Origin of the sequence: Nitrobacter sp. (assembly GCF_047149785.1) — a bacterium.
GTDB lineage: Bacteria > Pseudomonadota > Alphaproteobacteria > Rhizobiales > Xanthobacteraceae > Nitrobacter.
The window spans coordinates 1185873-1206728 of sequence record NZ_BAAGBE010000001.1 but is presented as its reverse complement, the minus strand read 5'-3'; the positions used below and the strand labels follow the sequence as shown (position 1 = coordinate 1206728).

Genomic DNA, 20856 nt, shown 5'->3' with positions numbered 1-20856 from the left:
GGCCCTACTCCGCCGCCACCATGTGCGCGGGATCGAGGATGCCCTGATCGTCGCGGTCGGCCTTGTGCGAATACTGGTCGATGCGCTCCTCGATCTCGTGACGGAAGTGCGCGATCAGCCCCTGGATCGGCCAGGCCGCCGCGTCGCCGAGCGCGCAGATGGTGTGGCCCTCGATCTGCGTGGTGACTTCGAGCAGCATGTCGATTTCGCGCTTGTGGGCGCGGCCCTCCGCCATTCGGGTCAAGACCCGCCACATCCAGCCGGTCCCCTCGCGGCACGGCGTGCACTGGCCGCAGCTCTCGTGCTTGTAGAAATAGGAAATCCGCGCGATCGCCCGGATCAGGTCGGTAGACTTGTCCATGACGATGACGGCGGCGGTGCCGAGGCCGGAACGCAGCTTGCTCAGGCTGTCGAAATCCATCGGCGTATCGATGATCTGCTCGGCCGGCACCATGCGCACCGAGGAGCCGCCGGGAATGACCGCCTTGAGATTGTTCCAGCCGCCGCGGATGCCGCCGCAATGGGTGTCGATCAGCTCGCGGAACGTGACCCCCATCGCCTCCTCGACGTTGCAGGAGCGCTCGACGTGACCCGAAATGCAAAACAGCTTGGTGCCGGCATTGTTGGGGCGGCCTATACCGGCGAACCAGGCCGCGCCGCGCCGCAGGATGTCCGGCGCGACTGCAATGGACTCGACGTTGTTCACGGTGGTCGGGCAACCGTAGAGACCGACATTGGCGGGGAACGGCGGCTTCAGCCGCGGCTGGCCCTTCTTGCCTTCCAGGCTTTCCAGCAGCGCGGTCTCCTCGCCGCAGATGTAGGCTCCCGCGCCATGGGCGACGTACAGATCGAACGGGAAGCCGTGGATATTGTCCTTGCCGATCAGCTTGGCCGCGTAAGCCTCGTCGATGGCGGCCTGAAGATGCTCGCGCTCGCGGATGAACTCGCCGCGAACGTAGATATAGCCGGCATGGGCCCCCATGCCGACGCCGGCCAGCAGGCAGCCCTCGACCAAGAGATGCGGATCGTGCCGCATGATCTCGCGGTCCTTGCAGGTGCCGGGTTCGGACTCATCGGCGTTGACGACCAGATAGCTCGGGCGGCCGTCGGCATTGTCCTTCGGCATGAAGGACCATTTCATGCCGGTCGGGAATCCGGCCCCGCCGCGGCCGCGCAGGCCCGACGCCTTCATCTCGCTGACGATCCAGTCGCGCCCCTTGTCGACGATGGCCTTGGTGCCGTCCCATGCGCCACGGCGGCGCGCGCCGGCGAGCCGCCAGTCGTGGAGGCCGTAGAGATTGCGGAAGATGCGATCCTTGTCGTCGAGCATCAGGTCTTGCCCTTCCTGGTCGCGTCGTCAGCGGGCGGTTTCGGCGCGGGGCTTTCCCGCCGGCTTGCGGAGTCGGTCGGCTTCTTGGCGTCCGCGTCCGTCAATGCCGGTTGAGCGCTTGCACGCCGCCCGCCCTCGCCTTTCCCGGCCGCCGTGTTCAAGGTGGTCGGACCGCCGACAGGCGCGGAAAACTGGCGATCGATCTGCGGGCCGGGCTTCGGCGGATGGCCGGAAGCAAACCCGTCAAGCACCTTGCCGAAGTTCTCCTTCGTCAGATCCTCATAGGTATCCTTCCAGATCAGCACCATCGGCGCGTTGACGCAGGCGCCGAGGCACTCGACCTCTTCCCAGCTAAAGTCGCCGTCCTTTGACAGATGAAAAGGCTCGTGATGGATGCGGCTTTTGCAAACGCCGAGAATGTCTTCGGCGCCGCGCAGCCGGCACGGCGTGGTGCCGCAGACCTGGATGTGGGCCTTCCTGCCGACGGGCTGCAACTGGAACATCGTGTAGAAGGTCGCGATCTCCAGCATCCGGATGTAGGGCATGTCGAGCAGGTCGGCGACCGCGCGGATCGCGGCCTCGGAGATCCAGCCGCCCTGCTGTTCCTGCGCGCGCCACAAAATCGCGATGGCCGCGGACGCCTGGCGGCCCGCCGGGTACTGCGCGATCTGCTTCTTGGCCCAGGCAAGATTCTCCGCGCTGAACGCGAAACTCGCGGGCTGCTGTTCTTTGGGGGCCAGGCGGCGAACGGACATCGTACTCCAGTCTCTCAATGAACACGTTGCGACGCGGTCGCGTTCAGGCGACGAAAACGATCGAGCCAGAATGCGCTCGATGTTCCGAACACGTTGTATCCCACATGCGAGGCGACCTTGATGCGGTTCAGAATGGAAAGCTCGGTCAACGTCTCGAAGCGGCCGTTGGCCGGATCGTGCGCGATCAGCGTGAGCGGCGTCTGCTCCAGAATGTAGCGCGACACGGTGTGGTTCGGATCGTTGCCGTGTTCCTCGCACAGGACCACGGCGTCGCCTCGCAGCACGCGGGTGCCGCCCTTGATGGCTTCGATCTCGACGCCTTCGACGTCGAGCTTGATGAGGTACTTGCCGTCGGGCGAAATTTTGCCGTCGTCGAGCAGATCATCGAGCGCCAGCACCGGCACGCTCTCCCCGCCCGCACCGGCGCCGCCGGCGATGCTGAAGGCCTCGTGCTTGGTGCCGGACAGGCGCGCGGTGCCGCGCGACGCGCCGATGGCGCTCTGCATCACCTCGAAGCGGTTGCCGTTGATCCTGGCGTTGTTCGAAAGCTTGGCGAAATTCTTCGATGACGGCTCGATCGCGATCGCCTTGCGCGACCCGAACGGTTTGCTGGTGACCAGCACCGACCAGTAGCCGTAATTGGCGCCGCAATCGAGCAACGTGTAGTCGACGTCGGCGGAGTCGCGAAACAGCAGTTCAAGCTCGTCTTCATACTTGAAGGAGCGATTGAGCAGCTTGCTCCAGTAGCCGTCGCCGTAGGGAAACGCGAACGTGGCATCGGAATTGAGCCTGACGGCGATGTCGCGCTCCGGCAACGTCTTGCGCAGCAGGTTGGCGCAAATGTTGTAGCCGCGATGCGAGAACAGCGACGACACCTTGGAGCCCGCAACCAGCGCCAGCGCCGCCGCGCGCTCCCAGGCGCTGGCTCCTTCGAGAACGCCGGAGGTCCGGTCGAACTGGATCGGCGGCTGTGCGATCACCGGTCAACCTCTCCGAACACGATGTCGAGCGAGCCGAGAATGGCGGAGACGTCCGCCAGCAGATGCCCCCGGCAGATGAAATCCATCGCCTGCAGATGCGCGAAACCCGGCGCGCGGATCTTGCATTTGTAGGGCTTGTTGCTGCCGTCGGAGACGAGGTAGACGCCGAACTCTCCCTTGGGCGCTTCCACCGCCGCATAGACTTCGCCCGCCGGAACGTGGAAGCCTTCGGTGTAGAGCTTGAAGTGATGGATCAGCGCTTCCATCGAACGCTTCATCTCGCCGCGACGCGGCGGGAAAATCTTGTTGTCCTCGACCGCCACCGGCCCCTGCCCGTCGGCGGCGCGCAGCTTGGCGATGCACTGCTTCATGATCCGCGCCGACTGCCGCATTTCCTCCATGCGGATCAGATAGCGGTCGTAGCAGTCGCCGTTCTTGCCGATCGGAATATCGAAGTCCATCTCGGCATAGCATTCGTAAGGCTGCGACTTGCGCAAATCCCAGGCCGCGCCGGAGCCGCGAACCATGACGCCGGAGAAGCCCCATTCCCAGGCCTGCTTCAGGGTCACCACGCCGATATCGACGTTGCGCTGCTTGAAAATACGGCTGGCGGTCAGCAACTGGTCGAGATCGGCGACGACCTGCAAAAACGGATCGCACCAGGCGTCGATGTCGTCGATCAGCTTCGGCGGCAGGTCCTGATGCACGCCGCCGATGCGGAAATACGCGGCATGCATCCGCGAACCCGACGCGCGCTCGTAGAACATCATCAGCTTCTCGCGCTCCTCGAAGCCCCACAGCGGCGGCGTAAGCGCGCCGACATCCATCGCCTGCGTGGTGACATTGAGAAGATGCGAGAGAATGCGGCCGATCTCGCAGTAGAGCACCCGGATCAACTGGCCGCGGCGTGGCACCGCGATGCCGAGCAGCTTCTCGGCCGCGAGACAGAAGGCGTGCTCCTGATTCATCGGTGCGACGTAATCGAGCCGGTCGAAATAAGGAATCGCCTGAAGATAGGTCTTCTGCTCGATCAGCTTCTCGGTGCCGCGATGAAGCAGGCCGATGTGCGGATCGACGCGCTCCACCACCTCGCCGTCCAGTTCCAGCACCAGGCGCAACACGCCGTGCGCCGCCGGATGCTGCGGTCCGAAATTGATGGTGAAGTTGCGCATGCCGGGGGTTTCGGTGCCAAGTGCTTCGGTCATCAGCCACCCGCCTTGCCGCCGGTCGCCTTCTCGTCACCCGGCAGCGGATAGTCCGCGCCTTCCCATGGCGACATGAAATCGAACTTGCGGAATTCCTGATTGAGACGCACCGGCTCGTACACCACCCGCTTCTCGGCGTCGTCGTAACGCACCTCGACGAAGCCAGTGAGCGGAAAGTCCTTGCGCAGCGGATGTCCGTCGAAGCCGTAGTCGGTCAGCAAACGCCGCATGTCGGGGTGCCCGGTGAAGATCACGCCGTAGAGGTCGTAGGTCTCCCGTTCGAACCAGTCGACGCCGGGAAACACGTCGATCAGCGACGGCACCTGCGTGGTCTCCGAAGCCTCGAGGCGCAGGCGAATGCGCGTGTTCAGCGTCGGCGACAGGAAGTGATAGACCACGTCGAAGCGCTTCTCGCGGCCGGGATAGTCGACCGCGGTCACGTCGGTGAAGTTGACGAAGCGGCAACGCTGATCGTCGCGGATGAAGCGGGCGACCTCGACGATCTTCGCGGCCTCGACCGTGACGCTCAATTGACCGAACGACACGGAATGACCGGTCGCCGCGCCCGGGAGCGTGGCCACGATCATCCGACCCAAGGCATCGAGCCTGCTGTCGTCCATTCCTTCAAACCTCTAGCGTTCGATGGTTCCAGTTCGCCGGATCTTTTTCTGCAAGAGCATAATGCCGTAGAGAAGCGCTTCCGCCGTCGGCGGACAGCCCGGCACGTAGACATCGATCGGCACGATCCGGTCGCAGCCGCGCACCACCGAATAGGAATAGTGGTAGTAGCCGCCTCCGTTGGCGCACGATCCCATCGAGATGACGTAGCGCGGTTCCGGCATCTGGTCGTAGACCTTGCGCAGCGCCGGCGCCATCTTGTTGGTCAGCGTGCCGGCCACGATCATCACGTCCGACTGGCGCGGCGACGCGCGCGGCGCAAAGCCGAAACGCTCCACGTCATAGCGCGGCATCGACACCTGCATCATCTCGACCGCGCAGCATGCGAGACCGAAGGTCATCCACATCAAGGAGCCGGTTCGCGCCCAGGTGATGAGGTCGTCGGCCGCGGCGACGAAGAAGCCCTTGTCGGTCAGTTCGTGATTGACCTCGAGGAAATACGGATCGCCGGCGCCCACCGGCCGGCCGGTCCGGGGATCCAGAATCGCGACCGGATCCGGAGCCGCGACCGGGCCGCCGGCGGAGGAAGCAGCATTCGCGAACTTCGCGGTCGGAGAACTCAGTCCCATTCGAGCGCGCCTTTCTTCCATTCATACGCAAAACCAATGGTCAGCACACCGAGAAACACGATCATCGACCAGAAGCCCGTAGCGCCGAGCTTGCCGAATGTGACCGCCCAAGGGAATAGGAATGCGACCTCAAGGTCAAAAATGATGAAAAGAATGGCGACCAGATAAAATCTGACGTCGAACTTCATACGAGCGTCATCGAATGCGTTGAAACCGCATTCATAGGCCGAAAGCTTCTCCGGATCAGGCTGCTGATAGGCGACAATGAAAGGAGCGATCAGCAGGACGGCGCCGATCACGGTCGCTATCCCGATAAACACCACAAGCGGGAGATAGTTCTGTAAAATCCCGGTCATCGGCGCTTCCCCTCGCTGCGGCCGGTCGACCCGCAGATTTGTTAGACTATTGGAACTTTTGAGAGGATTTAGCCCAGCGCAACTGGGGTGGCAAGATAGCCTATTTTGACGCACCCAAGACCGAAATTTTGCGGGTTGACAAGGATTGCGGACAGCCTCGCAAACCCCAACCGCCCACATTCCATAAAACGCGACCGCTCGCGCCCGAAAGCCAGGCGAACGAAACCATTTTGGGCAACCCGCGAAGCCTTTCTGAAACAGACCGTATCTATTGCTCCTGTCGACGGTTCGGCGGCGTACGAACGGGCCGCAGACAGGAGGCGACCATGAACCATTCGATCCAAAGCGCAGACCGCGCCACCCATCTGAAGATCGTGGCCGTTGCGCTGGTCCTCGGCGCTGCGCTGGCCGCCTTCGGCTCGTCCGTCCGCTCAAGCGGCGATTTCGTTCAGACCGCCCATGTGATCAGGGCCGGACAACCGACAATGATAACCAGTGCAGGAACACTCCTGGTCAGGTGATCTCGGACCTTTCGGGACAGACCCGAAGCGGTCATCGTTGGCGAGGATGAAGCGCGATGCGCAAGAGAAACGCCGACTGTAGTCGAAGTCGAGCCGCAGCGCACATGCGAGCGGAATCGCAACGATGACAGGAGTCGAAGCGTGGCCAAGGCGGAGTCGGAAAAAGGGCACGCCGACTTGTGCTATGTCTTTGAAAACACTGGCGCGAGAGACGGGACTCGAACCCGCGGCCTCCGCCGTGACAGGGCGGCGCTCTAACCAACTGAGCTACTCCCGCGGATGCCATGTCCGCACAGGGGTGAGGGCTTAAAGGCGGGGCCTTTCCAAGTCAAGGCAGTTGCGAATCCCCTTGACTCAAGGGCACTTCCGCGAGGTCGATGCAAAAAACAGGCTGTTTACAGGCAAAACGCCCTGGCCAGCATCTCCCCGAATCAACCAAGGCCTGATACGCCTTGTTTTCCGAAGGCGACGACGAGGAGGGCCAGATGGCAAAGAAGGCAGCAACCCCAAGCACCGTGACGTTGAAGCATCTCGCGGCAGCGTTGGCCGAAGACCATGAGTTGTCGAAGAAGGCTGCCGAGGCCATCCTGGGCGACATGGTCACCCGCATCACCAAGCACCTCAAAAAGGGCGATCGCATCCGCATCGTCGGTCTCGGCATCCTTCAAGTCCGCAAACGCGCCGCCCGTATGGGCCGCAACCCGGCCACCGGCGAAGCCATTCATATCAAGGCTTCGAAGAAGGTCGCGTTCCGCGCCGCAAAAGAACTCAAGGAAGCCGTCTGACCGGCCCCCGATTCGAATTGCCGAGGCTCTGTCAGTCAGACCCGATCGCCACGGGCAGAGCCGGAACGAACGGTTTTATTGACCTGATTTCCGGAGTATACGGCCCCTGCCCCGAGATGCGATGGCCGCTCCATGATATTCAAACATACGGTGACGGAGCGCTTCCTGCGCTACGTCGTCATCGACACCCAGTCGGACCCGACGTCGTCAACTTGTCCGTCCACCGATAAGCAGAAGGATTTTGGACGTCTGCTCGTGCGCGAGTTGCAGGAGATCGGCGTCGCCGATGCTCATCTCGACCCGCACGGTTACGTGTATGCGACAATCCCCGCGAACAGTTCCAAGCAGGTTCCGGTTATCTGCTTCTGCTCGCACATGGACACATCGCCGGACTGTTCAGGTGCGAACGTCAAACCGCAGATCGTCAGGGATTATCGCGGCAATGACATCGTGCTCTGCGGCGATCAGTCGCAGGCGATCCGCATCGCCGACAATCCGGCGCTCGCCGATCAGGTCGGCAACGACATCGTCACCTCGGACGGCACGACGCTGCTCGGCGCCGACAACAAGGCGGGCGTCGCCGAGATCATGGACGCCGCGCAGGTTCTGCTGGCCAATCCCCAAATCAAGCATGGCACCATCAAGATCCTTTTCACGCCTGACGAGGAAATCGGGCGCGGCGTCGACAAGGTCGATCTGAAAAAACTCGGCGCTGACGTCGCCTACACCATCGACGGAGAGACCGCGGGTCACATCGAGGACGAGACTTTCTCGGCCGATGGCGCTGTCGTTACCATCGAGGGGGTCAGCGCCCATCCCGGCTTCGCCAAGGGCAAGATGGAGCACGCGATCAAGATCGCGTCCCGCATTGTCGAGCGGCTTCCGAAAGACGCGTGCTCGCCGGAGACCACCGCGGGCCGCGAGGGCTTCCTGCATCCGATCGGCATCAGCGGCACGCTTGAGCGCGCGACGCTGAGTTTTATCGTGCGCGATTTCACCGAGGCCGGCCTGAAGGAAAAGGAAGTCCTGCTGGAGAAAATCATCCGCGACGTCATGGAGGATTTCCCGCAGTCGACCTGCCGGCTTGAGATCCAGCCGCAGTATCGCAACATGAAGCAGATCGTGGAGCGCCACCCCGAGATCGTCGACAACGCGATGGAAGCGATCCGCCGCGCCGGCCTCACGCCGGTCAAAGGCAGCATTCGCGGCGGCACCGACGGTTCGCGGCTGTCGTTCATGGGACTGCCGTGTCCGAATATCTTCGCCGGCGAGCACGCATTCCATTCACGCACCGAATGGGTCAGCGTGCAGGACATGGAGGCAGCCGTCCGGACCATCGTTCATCTCGCCGCGATCTGGGAAGAGCGCGCCTGACGCCCTTTATCTCGTGGCAGCAACGACTTTTGGACCGCAAAGGTCGCGTGCAACCGGCGCGACATCGTTAATCTTTCCTAAACGCCAGCAGATATGATCGTCGAATCACCGAGGATCAAAAATGCTGCGCGCCATAACGATTGCGGTCATCGGCCTTTTCGTGACGGGAGGCGCGGGCTCCGCCGCCGATCTTCCGATGCATAGCCGCATCGGCGCGATCTTCGCCGAACCGGCGCCTGCTCCGCGCGTCCGCGTCGTGCGCGAGAAGGAGAAGGATTATCCGGAGAGCGCGCTCTATCGGTTTCGGATTCCGCCGCCGGTGCCCGGCTATTACGGACGGCCGAACGACTTCTACTATCGCCCTTACTACGAGGATCGCTCCGTCCTGAGCTACTATTTCGATCGGCTGCCCTATGCCTGCGGGCTCTACGGATATTGCTAGCGCATGATCCCGAAAAGTGGAAACCGGTTTTCGGAAAAGATCATGCTCAAACAAAAAGATAAGCGACGAGTCTGGTTCAACGCAGTTGGAACAGACTCTAGCGCATTTCTCCTCTGGAAGCATGTCCGGCAGCCCGATTGACCTTGAACAGGCCATGCTCTCGGCCACCGCGATCACGGATTGCGCGCGGATACGATCCATATCGATGCCGGCAGCATCACGGCCTGCCCCTGGACGAACGGCGCGAGCGCTTCATGGACGGACGCCCTCACAGCGGCGACGATATCGGCAGGCTGTCCCTCAATCGCGCGACTGGTGGGGCCGATCCGAAGCGCCGATTCGACGGCGGCGTCGAGCCCGTTTCCGATCGCGACATCCAACGTGAGATCGCAAGCTTCCATCGCCACGTCGGAAAAACCTGCCTCGCCGAGAATGCGATGAACGCGCGTTTCGGATGCGAGCGAAAACGGACCCGGGTCTTCCGGTCCGACTTCGGGCAGCTTCGGGACATGACGGTAAGCAGCCTGGAGCGGCGCCATCAGCCAGGGATTGGCCCGAGGTTCGCGCCAGCATACGAAGGTCAGCCGGCCGTCCCGCCGCATTGCCTTCCTGAGATTGGCGAACGATGCGCCCGGCTCGGCGAAGAACATCACGCCGAACCGGGACGCAATCAGGTCAAACCATCCCGGCTTGAACGGATACACACTGGCGTCAGCGAGCTGGAATTCTATCGGAGCCCCTTGTGGCGCAACCTGCCTGGCCCGTTGCAGCATCGGCGCGGAGACATCAACGCCGAGAGCGCGGCCCGAAGCGCCGACTTTTTCAGCGAACGCACGCGTGGTCGCCCCGCATCCGCAGCCGACATCGACAACGCGCTCGCCGGGCCGGGGTCTGGCGCGATCGAGCAGGATGGCGGACACCGGCTCAAGCATCTCATCCTGAGCCTGCTGCCGGTCGACCCAGCGCTGACCGCCGGGTCCGTTCCAGTAAGCGATCTGGTCCGCGTTCCGCGTCTGGGGGACTTCCGCCATCGCCGCTCCCGCAGAAACTTCAATCAATGGTAGGCGGCGAGAGATTCGAACTCCCGACCCTCTCGGTGTAAACGAGATGCTCTAACCAGCTGAGCTAGCCGCCCTCCCCTCCTGTTTATAGCGTTTTCGAGCGAAGTGGAATCCGGTTCGCGTGAAGAAAACGCGTCAAATCAAGAATCTAGAGTCTTTACCGTTTCCATGAAACGGAAAAGACTCTAGCGCCGACGCCTCCCGGCACGCAAGCCGCCGGCCGCCGTTGCAACCCGGGTCCATCCGATGCTCGCCGATCCGGGCGCTGAGGCACGAAAGCCGCAAGTCGTTTCGTCCTCGATATCCGTTGCGATCATCCGGCACGACCCGGTCAAAAAGCAACGGCGCCCCAAGGGGCGCCGTTTCATGGGTTTATCGAAGACACTCAGTCAGTGCGCCGTAAGACCGCCCGCAGCCTCTTCGGCCGCATCGGGATTGACCGGGAGGTTGGGATCTTCCTCCCAGACGATCGGCTTCGGTTGCCGCACCAGCGCCTTGGCGATCACCTCGTCCATCCTCGCAACCGGGATGATTTCCAGTCCGCCCTTGATAGCGTCGGAAATCTCCGTCAGGTCCTTGGCGTTTTCCTCCGGGATCAGCACAGTCTTGATACCGCCTCTGGCCGCAGCAAGAAGCTTCTCCTTCAGGCCGCCGATCGGAAAGACCCTGCCTCGCAGCGTGATCTCGCCCGTCATCGCGATGTCGCGCCGGATCGGAATTCCGGTCAGCACCGACACGATCGTCGTCGCCATCGCAACGCCGGCCGACGGACCGTCCTTCGGGGTCGCCCCCTCGGGAACATGGACGTGGATGTCGCGCCGCTCGAACAACGGCGGCTCGATCCCGAAGGTGATCGCGCGCGAGCGGACATAGGATGCCGCAGCCGAGATCGATTCCTTCATCACGTCGCGCAGGTTGCCCGTGACCGTCATGCGGCCCTTGCCGGGCATCATCACGCTTTCGATCGTCAGCAACTCGCCGCCGACGTCGGTCCACGCCAGGCCGGTGACGACGCCGACCTGATCGTCGGCCTCGATCTCGCCGTAGCGATACTTCGGCACGCCGAGAAATTCCTCGACGGCCTTTTCGGTCACCTTCACCGACTTCTTCTTCGAGAGCATCAGTTCCTTCACCGCCTTGCGGGCGAGTGTGGAAAGCTCACGCTCCAGATTGCGCACGCCCGCTTCGCGGGTGTAGCGGCGGATGATCAGCAGAAGCGCCTCGTCATCGATCGACCACTCCTTCGAATCCAGGCCATGCTTGGCGAGCGAGTTCGGTATGAGATGCTTGCGCGCGATCTCAATCTTCTCGTTCTCGGTGTAGCCCGCGATCCGGATAATCTCCATGCGGTCCATCAGCGGCCCCGGAATATTCAGCGTATTCGCGGTCGTGATGAACATCACGTTGGACAGATCGTAATCGACTTCCAGATAGTGATCGTTGAACGTCGAGTTCTGCTCCGGATCGAGAACCTCGAGCAGAGCCGACGACGGATCGCCGCGGAAATCGGCGCCCATCTTGTCGATCTCGTCCAGCAGGAACAGCGGGTTCGAGGTCTTGGCCTTGCGCATCGACTGGATGATCTTGCCGGGCATCGAGCCGATATAGGTGCGGCGATGGCCGCGGATCTCCGCTTCATCCCGCACGCCGCCGAGCGACACGCGCACGAATTCGCGGCCGGTCGCTCGCGCGATCGACTTGCCGAGCGAGGTCTTGCCGACGCCGGGCGGACCGACGAGGCACAGGATCGGCCCGGTCAGCTTGTTGGCGCGCGACTGCACCGCGAGATACTCGACGATGCGGTCCTTGACCTTCTCAAGCCCGTAGTGATCGGCGTCGAGCACCTCCTGCGCGGCGTTGAGGTCCTTCTTGACCTTGGACTTCTTGCCCCACGGAATCGACAGCAGCCAATCGAGATAGTTGCGCACCACGGTGGCCTCGGCCGACATCGGCGACATCTGCCGCAGCTTCTTCAGCTCGTGCTGGGCCTTTTCGCGCGCTTCCTTCGAGAGCTTGGTCTTGGCGATCTTCTCTTCGAGGTCGGCGAGTTCGTCGCGGCCCTCGTCGTCGCCGAGTTCCTTCTGGATCGCCTTCATCTGCTCGTTGAGGTAATACTCGCGCTGGGTCTTCTCCATCTGGCGCTTGACGCGCGAGCGGATGCGCTTCTCGACCTGCAAGACCGAGATTTCGCTCTCCATCAGTCCGAGCACCTTCTCAAGGCGCGCCGTCACCGACAGCGTCTCCAGGATGCCCTGCCGATCCGCGATCTTGGCGGCGAGGTGCGAGGCCACGGTGTCGCCGAGCTTGGCGAAATCCGTGATGGCCTGCACGACACCCACGACCTCGGGCGAGATCTTCTTGTTCAGCTTCACATAGCTTTCGAAATCCGACACGACGGAACGCGCAAGCGCCTCCGCTTCGACGCTGTTGGTGTCGGTGTCGGCCAGCGCGACGGCGGTCGCTTCATAATAATCGGAGCGGTCGGAATATGTCTCCACACGCGCGCGCTCGAGGCCCTCCACCAGCACCTTCACGGTGCCGTCGGGGAGCTTCAGCAATTGCAACACGCTGGCGAGCGTTCCGATCTTGTAAATCGAGTCCGGCGCGGGATCATCGTCCGACGCGTTCTTCTGCGTCGCGAGCATGATCAGCGCATCGTTCTTCATGACCTCTTCAAGCGCCTTGATCGATTTCTCGCGGCCGACGAACAGCGGCACGATCATGTGCGGGAAAACGACGATGTCGCGAAGCGGAAGAACGGGATAGGTGTTGGTTTCGCCGTGAACGATAGCTGGCCGGGGTTTTGAGGCGGTCATAGCCTTGTTCCTTTTGTTGCGCCCCCTTGTACGCAGCCCGCAGATCGTGCGCAACCGCCACAAGGTGCCGAGTTTTCCGGAGAAGGATGGGGCTTTGCGATCCGGTGCCTTACCTGCCCTGGTGCCGCGAACGCCACATGCGTCGCCGCCGACAGCATTAGGTGGCCATCAACCGCCAGCGTGTCAAGTGAAGGAAAGCGGCAGCTTTCAGGGAGTCCGGAACCGCCGCTTGCATAGCCGCCACGCGCCGCGCGGAACGACCGGCGGCGACGTCTTGCGTCGACAAGAGCGCCTCAAACGCCTCGATCAAGCGCTGGCGCTGGTCTCGCTCGCGCGGTCCGAGCGATCCGCATAAATGTACAGCGGTCGCGCGGTTCCCTCAACCACTTCGCGCGAGATCACGACCTCCTCGACTCCTTCCAGACCCGGAAGGTCGAACATGGTCTCGAGCAGGATGCTTTCGAGAATCGAGCGCAATCCGCGCGCGCCGGTCTTGCGTTCGATCGCCTTGCGAGCGACCGCGCCGAGCGCCTCGTCGGCGAACGTCAGTTCGATGTTCTCCATCTCGAACAACCGCTGATACTGCTTCACCAGCGCATTCTTCGGATCGGTCAGGATCTTCTTCAGCGACGCTTCGTCGAGGTCCTCGAGCGTGGCGACGACAGGCAGACGCCCGACGAATTCGGGGATCAGGCCGTACTTCAGCAAATCCTCCGGCTCGACATGCCTGAAGATTTCACCGGTGCGGCGATCTTCCGGCGCAAGCACCTGCGCCGCGAAACCGATCGAGGTGGTCCGCCCGCGCGCCGAAATGATTTTCTCCAGGCCGGAGAACGCGCCGCCGCAGATGAACAGGATATTCGTCGTATCGACCTGGAGGAACTCCTGCTGCGGATGCTTGCGACCGCCCTGCGGCGGCACGCTCGCAATCGTGCCCTCCATGATCTTCAGCAACGCCTGCTGCACGCCCTCGCCCGACACGTCGCGGGTGATCGAGGGATTGTCGGACTTGCGCGAAATCTTGTCGATCTCGTCGATATAGACGATGCCGCGCTGCGCGCGCTCGACGTTGTAGTCGGCGGACTGCAACAGCTTCAGGATGATGTTCTCGACGTCCTCGCCGACATAGCCGGCTTCGGTCAGCGTGGTGGCATCGGCCATCGTGAACGGAACGTCGAGGATGCGCGCCAGCGTCTGCGCAAGCAACGTCTTGCCCGATCCGGTGGGACCGATCAGCAGGATGTTCGACTTCGCGAGTTCGACGTCGTTGTGCTTGGTCTGGTGATTGAGCCGCTTGTAGTGATTGTGAACCGCGACCGACAGCACCTTCTTGGCATGGCCCTGTCCGATGACGTAATCGTCCAGGACCTTGCAGATTTCCTTCGGAGTCGGAATGCCGTCGCGCGATTTCACCAGCGAGGACTTGTTCTCCTCGCGAATGATGTCCATGCACAGCTCAACGCATTCGTCGCAGATAAATACGGTAGGACCCGCAATCAGCTTGCGCACTTCATGCTGACTCTTGCCGCAAAACGAGCAATAGAGCGTGTTCTTGGAGTCGCCCGTACCGACCTTACTCATTCCTGTCTCCGTCCGCCGTTCGGTCTCGCCAGTCCGCCTGTTCGCCCGCTCCGTTCCGGCACATCCGAGGAAGCGAGGTCACATAGGAGCAAAGTCCGTACCAGGAAGACCCTGCACTCTCAATCCGCGCGAATCGCGGTTAACTCGATTCTCCTGCGCATCCTCGCTAACTGAACCCAGCCAGCGAACCATGGTGCCCGCCGACTATCAAGAATTCGCTAATCGGCCGGCCCTCCGCATTGTAACAATAGCGCCATTTGCCTCGACAACGCGACTCTCTTTGACCGAATTCATCCCAGCGTTGCGCGATTATCACGTCAGTCAAGCGGAAACGCCACCAAAAAGGAACTTTTCAGAAAGTATCGCGGTACAATCGGCTCCGGGGTAACCCGGCCCGCCCATCGCAGGATGGGCCGGAATTATGATCATGAAGCCTTGGGAGCGGCGGGCTCTTCAGCGCGCTTGTCGATCACCTTGTCGACGAGGCCGAAATCGCGAGCCATCTCGGCGGTAAGGAATTTGTCGCGCTCCAGCGCATCCTCGATCGCCTTGTAGGTCTGTCCCGTGTGCTTGACGTAGATTTCGTTGAGCCGCTTCTTGAGGTTCAGGATTTCCTGGGCATGCAGCATGATGTCGGTCGCCTGCCCCTGGAAGCCGCCGGAGGGCTGATGCACCATGATGCGCGCGTTGGGGAGCGCATGCCGCATGTCCTTTTCGCCGGCAGCCAGCAGCAGCGAGCCCATCGACGCGGCCTGCCCGGTGCACAGCGTCGCGACCGGCGGACGAATGAACTGCATCGTGTCGTAGATCGCGAGCCCCGATGTCACCACGCCGCCCGGCGAATTGATGTACATCGAGATTTCCTTCTTGGGATTCTCGGCCTCGAGAAACAGGAGCTGGGCGACGATCAGCATCGACATATTGTCTTCGACCCCGCCGGTCACGAAGATGATGCGCTCCTTCAGCAGCCGGGAAAAGATGTCGTAAGCCCTCTCGCCGCGGTTGGTCTGCTCGACCACCATCGGCACGAGGTTCATGTAGGTTTCGACTGGATCGCGCATTGATCACCCAAAAGTTTGTGTCAGCAGTTGGCGGCGAGGAACATCCGACGAGAAACATCCGAGACGCAACCGGCGGTCTCGCGTTTTCCGGTGCGGATGAACGTCGCGTGATGCAGGACAAGCAAGCACGGCCCAAAGATATGAGCCGATGGCTCTGACGACAAGAGAGCAGCGCGGAGCGGCGTGGCCCCCATGGTCCGATTTGGCGATTCGCACCCCGGCCGCCAGTCCAGCCCGACCCGGAGCACGCGACACGTCGCGGACAGCGCTCGCGACGGCGGTTTCGATCGGTAGCATCAATTTCGGACGCGGGCAGAGCCCGATGCCCGATCGATGCACGGCCCGTCAGTCCGCGACATGGTTCGCCTCGTAATCCTTGTAGAGATCCTCGCGCGTCACCGTCTTGTCCGTGACGTTGGCGAGTTCGAGGATGAAGTCAACCACCTTGTTCTCGAAAAGCGGGGCACGAATCTGGGCCATGGCCTGGGGATTCTTCTTGTAGTAATCCCAAATTTCCTTCTCGCGGCCCGGCATCTGACGCGCGCGATCGATCAATGCGCGGTTGATTTCGTCATCCGTGACCGAGATGCCGTTCCTTTCGCCGATCTCGGACAGCACCAGGCTGAGCCGCACCCGGCGGTCGGCAATCCGGCGGTACTCTTCCCTGGCGGCTTCCTCGGTGGTGTCCTCGTCGGCGAAGGTCTTGTTGTTCGAGTCCATCTCCGACTTGATCGAATTCCACACCTGCTCGAATTCCTCCTCGACCAGCGTCGGTGGCGTTTCGAACTTGTGCGTCTCGTCGAGGCGGTCGAACAACGCGCGTTTGACGTGTTGCCGCATGGCGCGGCCAAATTCGGCGGCGAGTCGCTCGCGGACGGCTTTTTTCAACTGATCGAGCGTCTCCAGACCGATGCTCTGGGCGAACTCGTCGTTGATCTGGGTATCTTCCGGCATCTCGATCATGCTTGCCGTGGTCTCGAACTCGGCGTCCTTTCCCGCAAGCTCCTTGTCGGCATAGTTCTTGGGGAACGATGCCCTGACGACGCGGGTTTCGCCGACGCCGATCCCGACCAGTTGCTCTTCAAACCCGGGAATGAGAGCGTTCGAGCCGAGCACGACCAGAATGTCCTCGCTGCTGCCGCCATCGAACGGCTCGCCGTCGATGGTGCCCTTGAACGAGATGGTCACGCGATCGCCGTTCTCGGCCTTCGCGCCCTCTCCGCGCGCGGAGTAGTTGCGGTTCTGGTCGGCGATCCGCTTGATGCCTTCGTCGACATCGGCGTCGGACACCTCGACCACCGGCTTTTCGATATTGAAGCTCTTGAAGTCGGCGAGTTCGATCGCCGGCACGACTTCCATCGTCACGGTGTAGCTGAGGTCGGCTTTGCCCGCGAGGATGTCCTCGATCTCCTTTTCGTCCGACGGCATCGCCACCTTGGGATTGCCCGCGAGCTTGAAGCCATGGTCGGCGACGATTTTCATGTTGGTATCGCGGATCATGTCCTCGATGGTTTCGACCATCAGGGAACGGCCGTAGACCCTCTTGAGGTGGCTGACCGGCACCTTGCCCGGACGAAAGCCGTCGAGCTTCACCCGGCCCCTGAGGTCGGCCAACCGCGCGTCCGCCTTGGCCACGATTTCGGTGGCCGTAACGCTGATCTGGAAATCGTGCCTCAGTCCCTCGGCGAGGGTTTCGTTCACCTGCATGGCGTCAATCTTCTTCCGCTCGGCCCGGCTTGAGACGGCCGGATCATTGTCAATCGGTCGATGCGCGGCGACGTGCCTGCATCGTGGTACAGCCGGCATCTATCCATCCGGATAGCTGCCTGAGGTCGTTTGCTCAAACGCTGAGGCGCTTGGTGCGGGCGGAGGGACTCGAACCCCCACAACTTTCGTCACTGGAACCTAAATCCAGCGCGTCTACCAATTCCGCCACGCCCGCTGGTGGAGTGGATTCGACAGTTGCAACCACTTGGCTGAGTCGGCAAAGCGAATGTCAAATCCAAAAACTCCACGAGAGCCTTTTATATTTGCTAGCGATCCTTCGATTCCGACATTCGCAGAAATGTCTGCGGAAACGGGATGCGAATGTTAAAACCGGACCACTGGGCGCATCAAGTGCGGCCGGTGATGCCGAGCGTGATGCCGAAAAATGCGAAGCGGCTTTCGGTAGACGTCCTGCTCCAATGAGTTGAAACCGGGCGCACCAAAAAAGGCCAGGCTCATCTCCCGGCATCCTCAGCGCGCCCAATGCGGCGGGCTTATAACATGACGATACCGGTCCGCAGCAAAAAAATGGCCGTTCGGCGCGCCCCGGACTGCTGGACAGGGCCCGAGGAAAATGATCGGCATCGACGATGACGCGTCGTCCAGTTCAACTCACCCGGCGGCATCTGCTGGCCGGCATCGGGGCCGCCGCGGCGGGCCCGATGCCCGCGATCCACGCGCAAGCGCGAACCTCGCAAACGCTTGCTTTTGACGCGACGCCGGCCCCTCTCCGGCTCGGGCCGGATCGAGACGAAACCGCGGTCTGGACGCTCCAAGCCGGAGGCTCCCCGGCCAACCTGCGTTTCCGCCACGATGAGGCGATCGATTTGACGCTGCATAACGGTCTTCCGGCGCCGTTGGTCCTGAACTGGCACGGGATGGACGGCGTGCCTTCAATCGAGCCGTTGACCGCTCGGCGGCCGGTCTCGCCGGGCGGAAGCGACCGCTTTTCTCTGCCGCTGCGTCAGGCGGGAACTTTTCTGTGCGATGCCCGCCTTCTCGGCGACGGTCTGGCGCAGTCCTCACCCGCTCAGGCCCTGATCGTCGAGGAACCGACACCGGTCGAGGTCGACCGCGACGAGGTGATGCTGCTCGAGGACTGGCGGCTCGACGCTGAAGGGCTCCCGATCGCTCCCGGCGCGAGCGGAAAAACGGCCGGAGCACCGCTCTATCTGGTGAACGGAAGGCCCGCGCTCGACCTTACCTTGCGGGCCAATGAACGGCTCAGATTGAGGTTCATCAACGCCTGCCAGCGCAATGCAATCGCTCTCGGAATCCAGAATCTGGATGTCCGGGTCATGGCGATCGACAGCCGGCCGGCCGAGCCGTTCCTGGCGCGCAACGGCCGATTGGTGCTGGCCCCGGGAACCCGGGTCGACGCCGTTATCGACGCAACGCGTCCCGCAGGAACGACATCAGCCATTACCCTGCATGACGGCGGGAGTTCGCGTCAGATCGCCCGACTGCACGTCTCCGCCGACAAACCCTTTCGGTCCGCACCGTTGCCGACACCCGCCCCATTGCCGTCCGAGAGCCTGCCGGCGCGGCTCGATCTGGAGACTGCGCTGCGCGTCGACGTGCCGCTGGCCTCTTCCGGCGGGAAACCGACGTCGTGGGCGGCGCCGGTGCAATTCAGCACCGATTCGGCCCCGGCGTTTCGCGTCAAGCAGGGCCGAACCGTGGTGCTCGCTCTGACCAACCCGGCAGCAGTTCCCATGGTGTTTCATCTGCACGGCCACCACTTTCGTCTGCTCGATCGGCTCGACGACGGCTGGAAACCGTTCTGGCTGGATACCGTTCTGGTCGACGCCGGGCAGACGCAGCGAATCGCTTTCGCCGCCGACGTCGCCGGAGCCTGGCTGGTCGAGACCATGGCGGTGGAATGGAGCGCGCCGCGCAAGATGCGATGGTTCGTGGCGGAATAGCGTTTCGAAGCGAAGCGAAGGGGGTACTCGCGTGAAGAAAACGTTCTAATAATCGATCCCGAACCGGTCATAGAGCCGCCGCAACACGGCGGGCAGAACCTCCGGCAGGTCCTCCGCGATCAGCCCCGGACCCGCTTCCTGTCCGGCTTCGCCGTGCATCCAGACGCCGATGCATGCCGCCTCGAATGCCGGCACGCCCTGCGCCAGCAGTCCGCCGATCATGCCGGACAGCACATCGCCTGAGCCTGCCGTGGCCAGCCACGGCGGCGCGTTGGCCGCGATCGTCGCGCGGCCGTCGGGCGAGGCCACCACGGTGTCCGGCCCCTTGAGCAGCACGATCGCGCCCGAACGCTCGGCCGCGGCGCGCACCCGCTCAAGTTTCGAGCGAAGTGGATATTTGTTGCTCATTTCGCTGAAAAGGCGATGGAACTCGCCTTCGTGCGGCGTCAGGACAATGTCGTCTCTCCCGGCGGATTTGACCGCGTCGAACAGCCGAGCCGGCGAATCGGCAAAGCTCGTCAGGGCGTCGGCGTCGAGCACCAGCGCCGGGGTTGCGGCGAGCGCCGTCAACACCAGCGCACGGGTCTGCTCGCCGATTCCGGCGCCGGGTCCGATCACGCAGGTATTGATGCGCCGGTCCGTCAGGAGGTCCGCAAATCCGGCCGGGCCATTCATGCGCCGGACCATCACCGCGGTCAGCGACGCCGCGTTCGCGCCCAGCGCTTCGTCCGGGGAGAGCACCGTCACAAGCCCCGCCCCGGCCCGCAGGGCTCCGCGCGCCGACAATCGGGCCGCCCCGGTCGAGGTCAGATCGCCGGATACGACAACGGCGTGTCCTCGCGCATATTTGTGCCCGTCGGTGCGCGGCACCGGAAACGCGCCCTGCCAGTAATCCGAAATATTCTCAAAGGTCGCAGGACGAATCTCGTCCAGCACGGCATCGGGGATGCCGATGTCGGCAACGCGCACCCGGCCGCAATGAATCCGGCCCGGCAGCAGCAGATGCGCCGGCTTCTTGCGAAAGAAGGTTACGGTCTCGGTGGCGCGCACCGCAGCCCCCATGATTGCGCCGGTGGTGCCGCTGATGCCGCTCGGCAGATCGATGCTGAGCACCGGCGCGCCGTTGGCGTTGATGGCCTCGATCATCGCCAGAGGATCGCCCCTGACCGGCCGGTTGAGCCCTGCGCCGAACAGCGCGTCGACAATCAACGCGGGCGAGCCGAGCGCGGACAGGTCGCAAGGGAGCACCGGCCCCTTCCAGCCCTTGGCCGCGAGCGCGGCGTCGCCCTTCAGGCTGTCCCGCGCGCCCAGCAGGATCACCGAGACGTCGTGGCCGCGCGCAGCCAGTTCGGTCGCCGCGACAAATCCATCCCCGCCGTTATTGCCGACCCCGGCGACAACCAGGATGGAGCCCTGACCGACGAGGTCGGTGGCCGCGTCCGCCACCGCCTGCCCGGCTCGCAGCATCAGCGCGAAACCCGACCCGCCCCCCGCAATAGCGAGCCGGTCGGCCTGCTCCATTTCACTGGTGGTCAGAATCTCCATGGCATCAACGCCCGATCCCGAGGCAAACAAGGAGAATGAAATTTCCGACGCTCGATCTTCGGATGAGGTCACAACGAAACGACTGCGGCAACTGCGTGCAAGGTA

Annotated in this window: 18 protein-coding genes and 3 tRNA genes; 5 read left to right on the top strand and 16 right to left on the bottom strand. The window is 62.7% G+C overall.

Going from position 1 to position 20856, the window contains the following annotated elements; translation table 11 throughout:
• Window positions 1-4: 4 nt before the first annotated feature.
• From nuoF to ACMDCM_RS05560, 7 genes are read right to left on the bottom strand one after another with little or no spacing between them, the layout of a single operon-like run.
• Window positions 5-1330, bottom strand: coding sequence for an NADH-quinone oxidoreductase subunit NuoF (gene nuoF, locus ACMDCM_RS05590; protein WP_412772638.1), 1326 nt, complete (start codon window positions 1328-1330; stop codon window positions 5-7).
• Complete coding sequence (gene nuoE / locus ACMDCM_RS05585) at window positions 1330-2085, bottom strand: NADH-quinone oxidoreductase subunit NuoE (RefSeq protein WP_412772637.1); 756 nt, start codon at window positions 2083-2085, stop codon at window positions 1330-1332. The genes nuoF and nuoE overlap by 1 nt, the downstream gene beginning before the upstream one ends.
• A 14-nt stretch (window positions 2086-2099) precedes the next feature.
• Window positions 2100-3062: an FkbM family methyltransferase gene (locus ACMDCM_RS05580; protein ID WP_412774675.1), complete on the bottom strand. Its 963-nt coding sequence runs from the start codon at window positions 3060-3062 to the stop codon at window positions 2100-2102.
• Complete coding sequence (locus ACMDCM_RS05575) at window positions 3062-4270, bottom strand: NADH-quinone oxidoreductase subunit D (RefSeq protein ID WP_412772636.1); 1209 nt, start codon at window positions 4268-4270, stop codon at window positions 3062-3064. The genes ACMDCM_RS05580 and ACMDCM_RS05575 overlap by 1 nt, the downstream gene beginning before the upstream one ends.
• Window positions 4270-4890, bottom strand: a complete 621-nt coding sequence (locus ACMDCM_RS05570; protein ID WP_412772635.1) for an NADH-quinone oxidoreductase subunit C — start codon at window positions 4888-4890, stop codon at window positions 4270-4272. The genes ACMDCM_RS05575 and ACMDCM_RS05570 overlap by 1 nt, the downstream gene beginning before the upstream one ends.
• A gap of 12 nt (window positions 4891-4902) precedes the next feature.
• Window positions 4903-5517 (bottom strand): NuoB/complex I 20 kDa subunit family protein, encoded by a 615-nt coding sequence (locus tag ACMDCM_RS05565; protein WP_412772634.1) that lies wholly within the window; start codon window positions 5515-5517, stop codon window positions 4903-4905.
• Complete coding sequence (locus ACMDCM_RS05560) at window positions 5508-5873, bottom strand: NADH-quinone oxidoreductase subunit A (RefSeq protein ID WP_412772633.1); 366 nt, start codon at window positions 5871-5873, stop codon at window positions 5508-5510. The genes ACMDCM_RS05565 and ACMDCM_RS05560 overlap by 10 nt, the downstream gene beginning before the upstream one ends.
• 326 nt (window positions 5874-6199) lie before the next feature.
• Here ACMDCM_RS05560 and ACMDCM_RS05555 point away from each other — a divergent pair, with 326 nt between their 5' ends.
• Window positions 6200-6394: a hypothetical protein gene (locus ACMDCM_RS05555; protein ID WP_412772632.1), complete on the top strand. Its 195-nt coding sequence runs from the start codon at window positions 6200-6202 to the stop codon at window positions 6392-6394.
• Between the two features lie 200 nt (window positions 6395-6594).
• Here the strand turns inward: ACMDCM_RS05555 and ACMDCM_RS05550 are convergent.
• Window positions 6595-6671 (bottom strand) — tRNA-Asp (locus ACMDCM_RS05550).
• Window positions 6672-6846: 175 nt separating this feature from the next.
• Here ACMDCM_RS05550 and ACMDCM_RS05545 point away from each other — a divergent pair.
• From ACMDCM_RS05545 to ACMDCM_RS05535, 3 genes are all read left to right on the top strand, one after another.
• A complete protein-coding gene (locus ACMDCM_RS05545) occupies window positions 6847-7179 on the top strand; it encodes an HU family DNA-binding protein (RefSeq protein WP_412772631.1) in 333 nt (110 codons plus the stop codon).
• Between the two features lie 132 nt (window positions 7180-7311).
• Window positions 7312-8553, top strand: coding sequence for a peptidase T (pepT, locus tag ACMDCM_RS05540; RefSeq protein WP_412772630.1), 1242 nt, complete (start codon window positions 7312-7314; stop codon window positions 8551-8553).
• A gap of 121 nt (window positions 8554-8674) precedes the next feature.
• Window positions 8675-8995 (top strand): hypothetical protein, encoded by a 321-nt coding sequence (locus ACMDCM_RS05535; RefSeq protein ID WP_412772629.1) that lies wholly within the window; start codon window positions 8675-8677, stop codon window positions 8993-8995.
• Window positions 8996-9168: 173 nt separating this feature from the next.
• On the opposite strand, the gene ACMDCM_RS05530 is transcribed toward ACMDCM_RS05535, so the two are convergent.
• From ACMDCM_RS05530 to ACMDCM_RS05500, 7 genes are all read right to left on the bottom strand, one after another.
• A complete protein-coding gene (locus ACMDCM_RS05530; RefSeq protein WP_412772628.1) occupies window positions 9169-10026 on the bottom strand; it encodes a class I SAM-dependent methyltransferase in 858 nt (285 codons plus the stop codon).
• 27 nt (window positions 10027-10053) lie between these two features.
• A tRNA-Val gene (locus ACMDCM_RS05525) sits at window positions 10054-10130 on the bottom strand.
• 315 nt (window positions 10131-10445) lie between these two features.
• The gene (lon, locus tag ACMDCM_RS05520; protein WP_412772627.1) at window positions 10446-12872 is read right to left on the bottom strand and encodes an endopeptidase La; all 2427 of its coding nucleotides are present in this window, start codon (window positions 12870-12872) and stop codon (window positions 10446-10448) included.
• A 306-nt stretch (window positions 12873-13178) separates the two neighbouring features.
• On the bottom strand, window positions 13179-14453 hold the full coding sequence (clpX, locus tag ACMDCM_RS05515; protein WP_292614073.1) for an ATP-dependent Clp protease ATP-binding subunit ClpX: 1275 nt from the start codon (window positions 14451-14453) through the stop codon (window positions 13179-13181).
• Window positions 14454-14878: 425 nt separating this feature from the next.
• Window positions 14879-15514 (bottom strand): ATP-dependent Clp protease proteolytic subunit, encoded by a 636-nt coding sequence (locus ACMDCM_RS05510; protein WP_412772626.1) that lies wholly within the window; start codon window positions 15512-15514, stop codon window positions 14879-14881.
• Between the two features lie 345 nt (window positions 15515-15859).
• Window positions 15860-17221: a trigger factor gene (gene tig, locus ACMDCM_RS05505; RefSeq protein ID WP_412772625.1), complete on the bottom strand. Its 1362-nt coding sequence runs from the start codon at window positions 17219-17221 to the stop codon at window positions 15860-15862.
• 150 nt (window positions 17222-17371) lie between these two features.
• Window positions 17372-17456 (bottom strand) — tRNA-Leu (locus ACMDCM_RS05500).
• Between the two features lie 415 nt (window positions 17457-17871).
• Between ACMDCM_RS05500 and ACMDCM_RS05495 the strand changes: the two genes are divergently transcribed.
• Window positions 17872-19206, top strand: coding sequence for a multicopper oxidase family protein (locus ACMDCM_RS05495; RefSeq protein WP_412772624.1), 1335 nt, complete (start codon window positions 17872-17874; stop codon window positions 19204-19206).
• A gap of 45 nt (window positions 19207-19251) precedes the next feature.
• On the opposite strand, the gene ACMDCM_RS05490 is transcribed toward ACMDCM_RS05495, so the two are convergent.
• Window positions 19252-20751, bottom strand: a complete 1500-nt coding sequence (locus tag ACMDCM_RS05490; RefSeq protein ID WP_412772623.1) for an NAD(P)H-hydrate dehydratase — start codon at window positions 20749-20751, stop codon at window positions 19252-19254.
• Window positions 20752-20856: the final 105 nt, after the last annotated feature.

What these genes read in the sequence shown, in the direction of transcription:
- ACMDCM_RS05530 (WP_412772628.1), bottom strand. Translation starts at nt 10,026, where the DNA reads ATGGCGGAAGTCCCCCAGACGCGGAACGCGGACCAGATCGCTTACTGG.
- nuoE (WP_412772637.1), bottom strand. Translation starts at nt 2,085, where the DNA reads ATGTCCGTTCGCCGCCTGGCCCCCAAAGAACAGCAGCCCGCGAGTTTC.
- ACMDCM_RS05535 (WP_412772629.1), top strand. Translation starts at nt 8,675, where the DNA reads ATGCTGCGCGCCATAACGATTGCGGTCATCGGCCTTTTCGTGACGGGA.
- lon (WP_412772627.1), bottom strand. Translation starts at nt 12,872, where the DNA reads ATGACCGCCTCAAAACCCCGGCCAGCTATCGTTCACGGCGAAACCAAC.
- ACMDCM_RS05570 (WP_412772635.1), bottom strand. Translation starts at nt 4,890, where the DNA reads ATGGACGACAGCAGGCTCGATGCCTTGGGTCGGATGATCGTGGCCACG.
- pepT (WP_412772630.1), top strand. Translation starts at nt 7,312, where the DNA reads ATGATATTCAAACATACGGTGACGGAGCGCTTCCTGCGCTACGTCGTC.
- ACMDCM_RS05555 (WP_412772632.1), top strand. Translation starts at nt 6,200, where the DNA reads ATGAACCATTCGATCCAAAGCGCAGACCGCGCCACCCATCTGAAGATC.
- ACMDCM_RS05575 (WP_412772636.1), bottom strand. Translation starts at nt 4,270, where the DNA reads ATGACCGAAGCACTTGGCACCGAAACCCCCGGCATGCGCAACTTCACC.
- ACMDCM_RS05560 (WP_412772633.1), bottom strand. Translation starts at nt 5,873, where the DNA reads ATGACCGGGATTTTACAGAACTATCTCCCGCTTGTGGTGTTTATCGGG.
- clpX (WP_292614073.1), bottom strand. Translation starts at nt 14,453, where the DNA reads ATGAGTAAGGTCGGTACGGGCGACTCCAAGAACACGCTCTATTGCTCG.
- ACMDCM_RS05510 (WP_412772626.1), bottom strand. Translation starts at nt 15,514, where the DNA reads ATGCGCGATCCAGTCGAAACCTACATGAACCTCGTGCCGATGGTGGTC.
- ACMDCM_RS05495 (WP_412772624.1), top strand. Translation starts at nt 17,872, where the DNA reads ATGACGCGTCGTCCAGTTCAACTCACCCGGCGGCATCTGCTGGCCGGC.
- tig (WP_412772625.1), bottom strand. Translation starts at nt 17,221, where the DNA reads ATGCAGGTGAACGAAACCCTCGCCGAGGGACTGAGGCACGATTTCCAG.
- nuoF (WP_412772638.1), bottom strand. Translation starts at nt 1,330, where the DNA reads ATGCTCGACGACAAGGATCGCATCTTCCGCAATCTCTACGGCCTCCAC.
- ACMDCM_RS05565 (WP_412772634.1), bottom strand. Translation starts at nt 5,517, where the DNA reads ATGGGACTGAGTTCTCCGACCGCGAAGTTCGCGAATGCTGCTTCCTCC.
- ACMDCM_RS05490 (WP_412772623.1), bottom strand. Translation starts at nt 20,751, where the DNA reads ATGGAGATTCTGACCACCAGTGAAATGGAGCAGGCCGACCGGCTCGCT.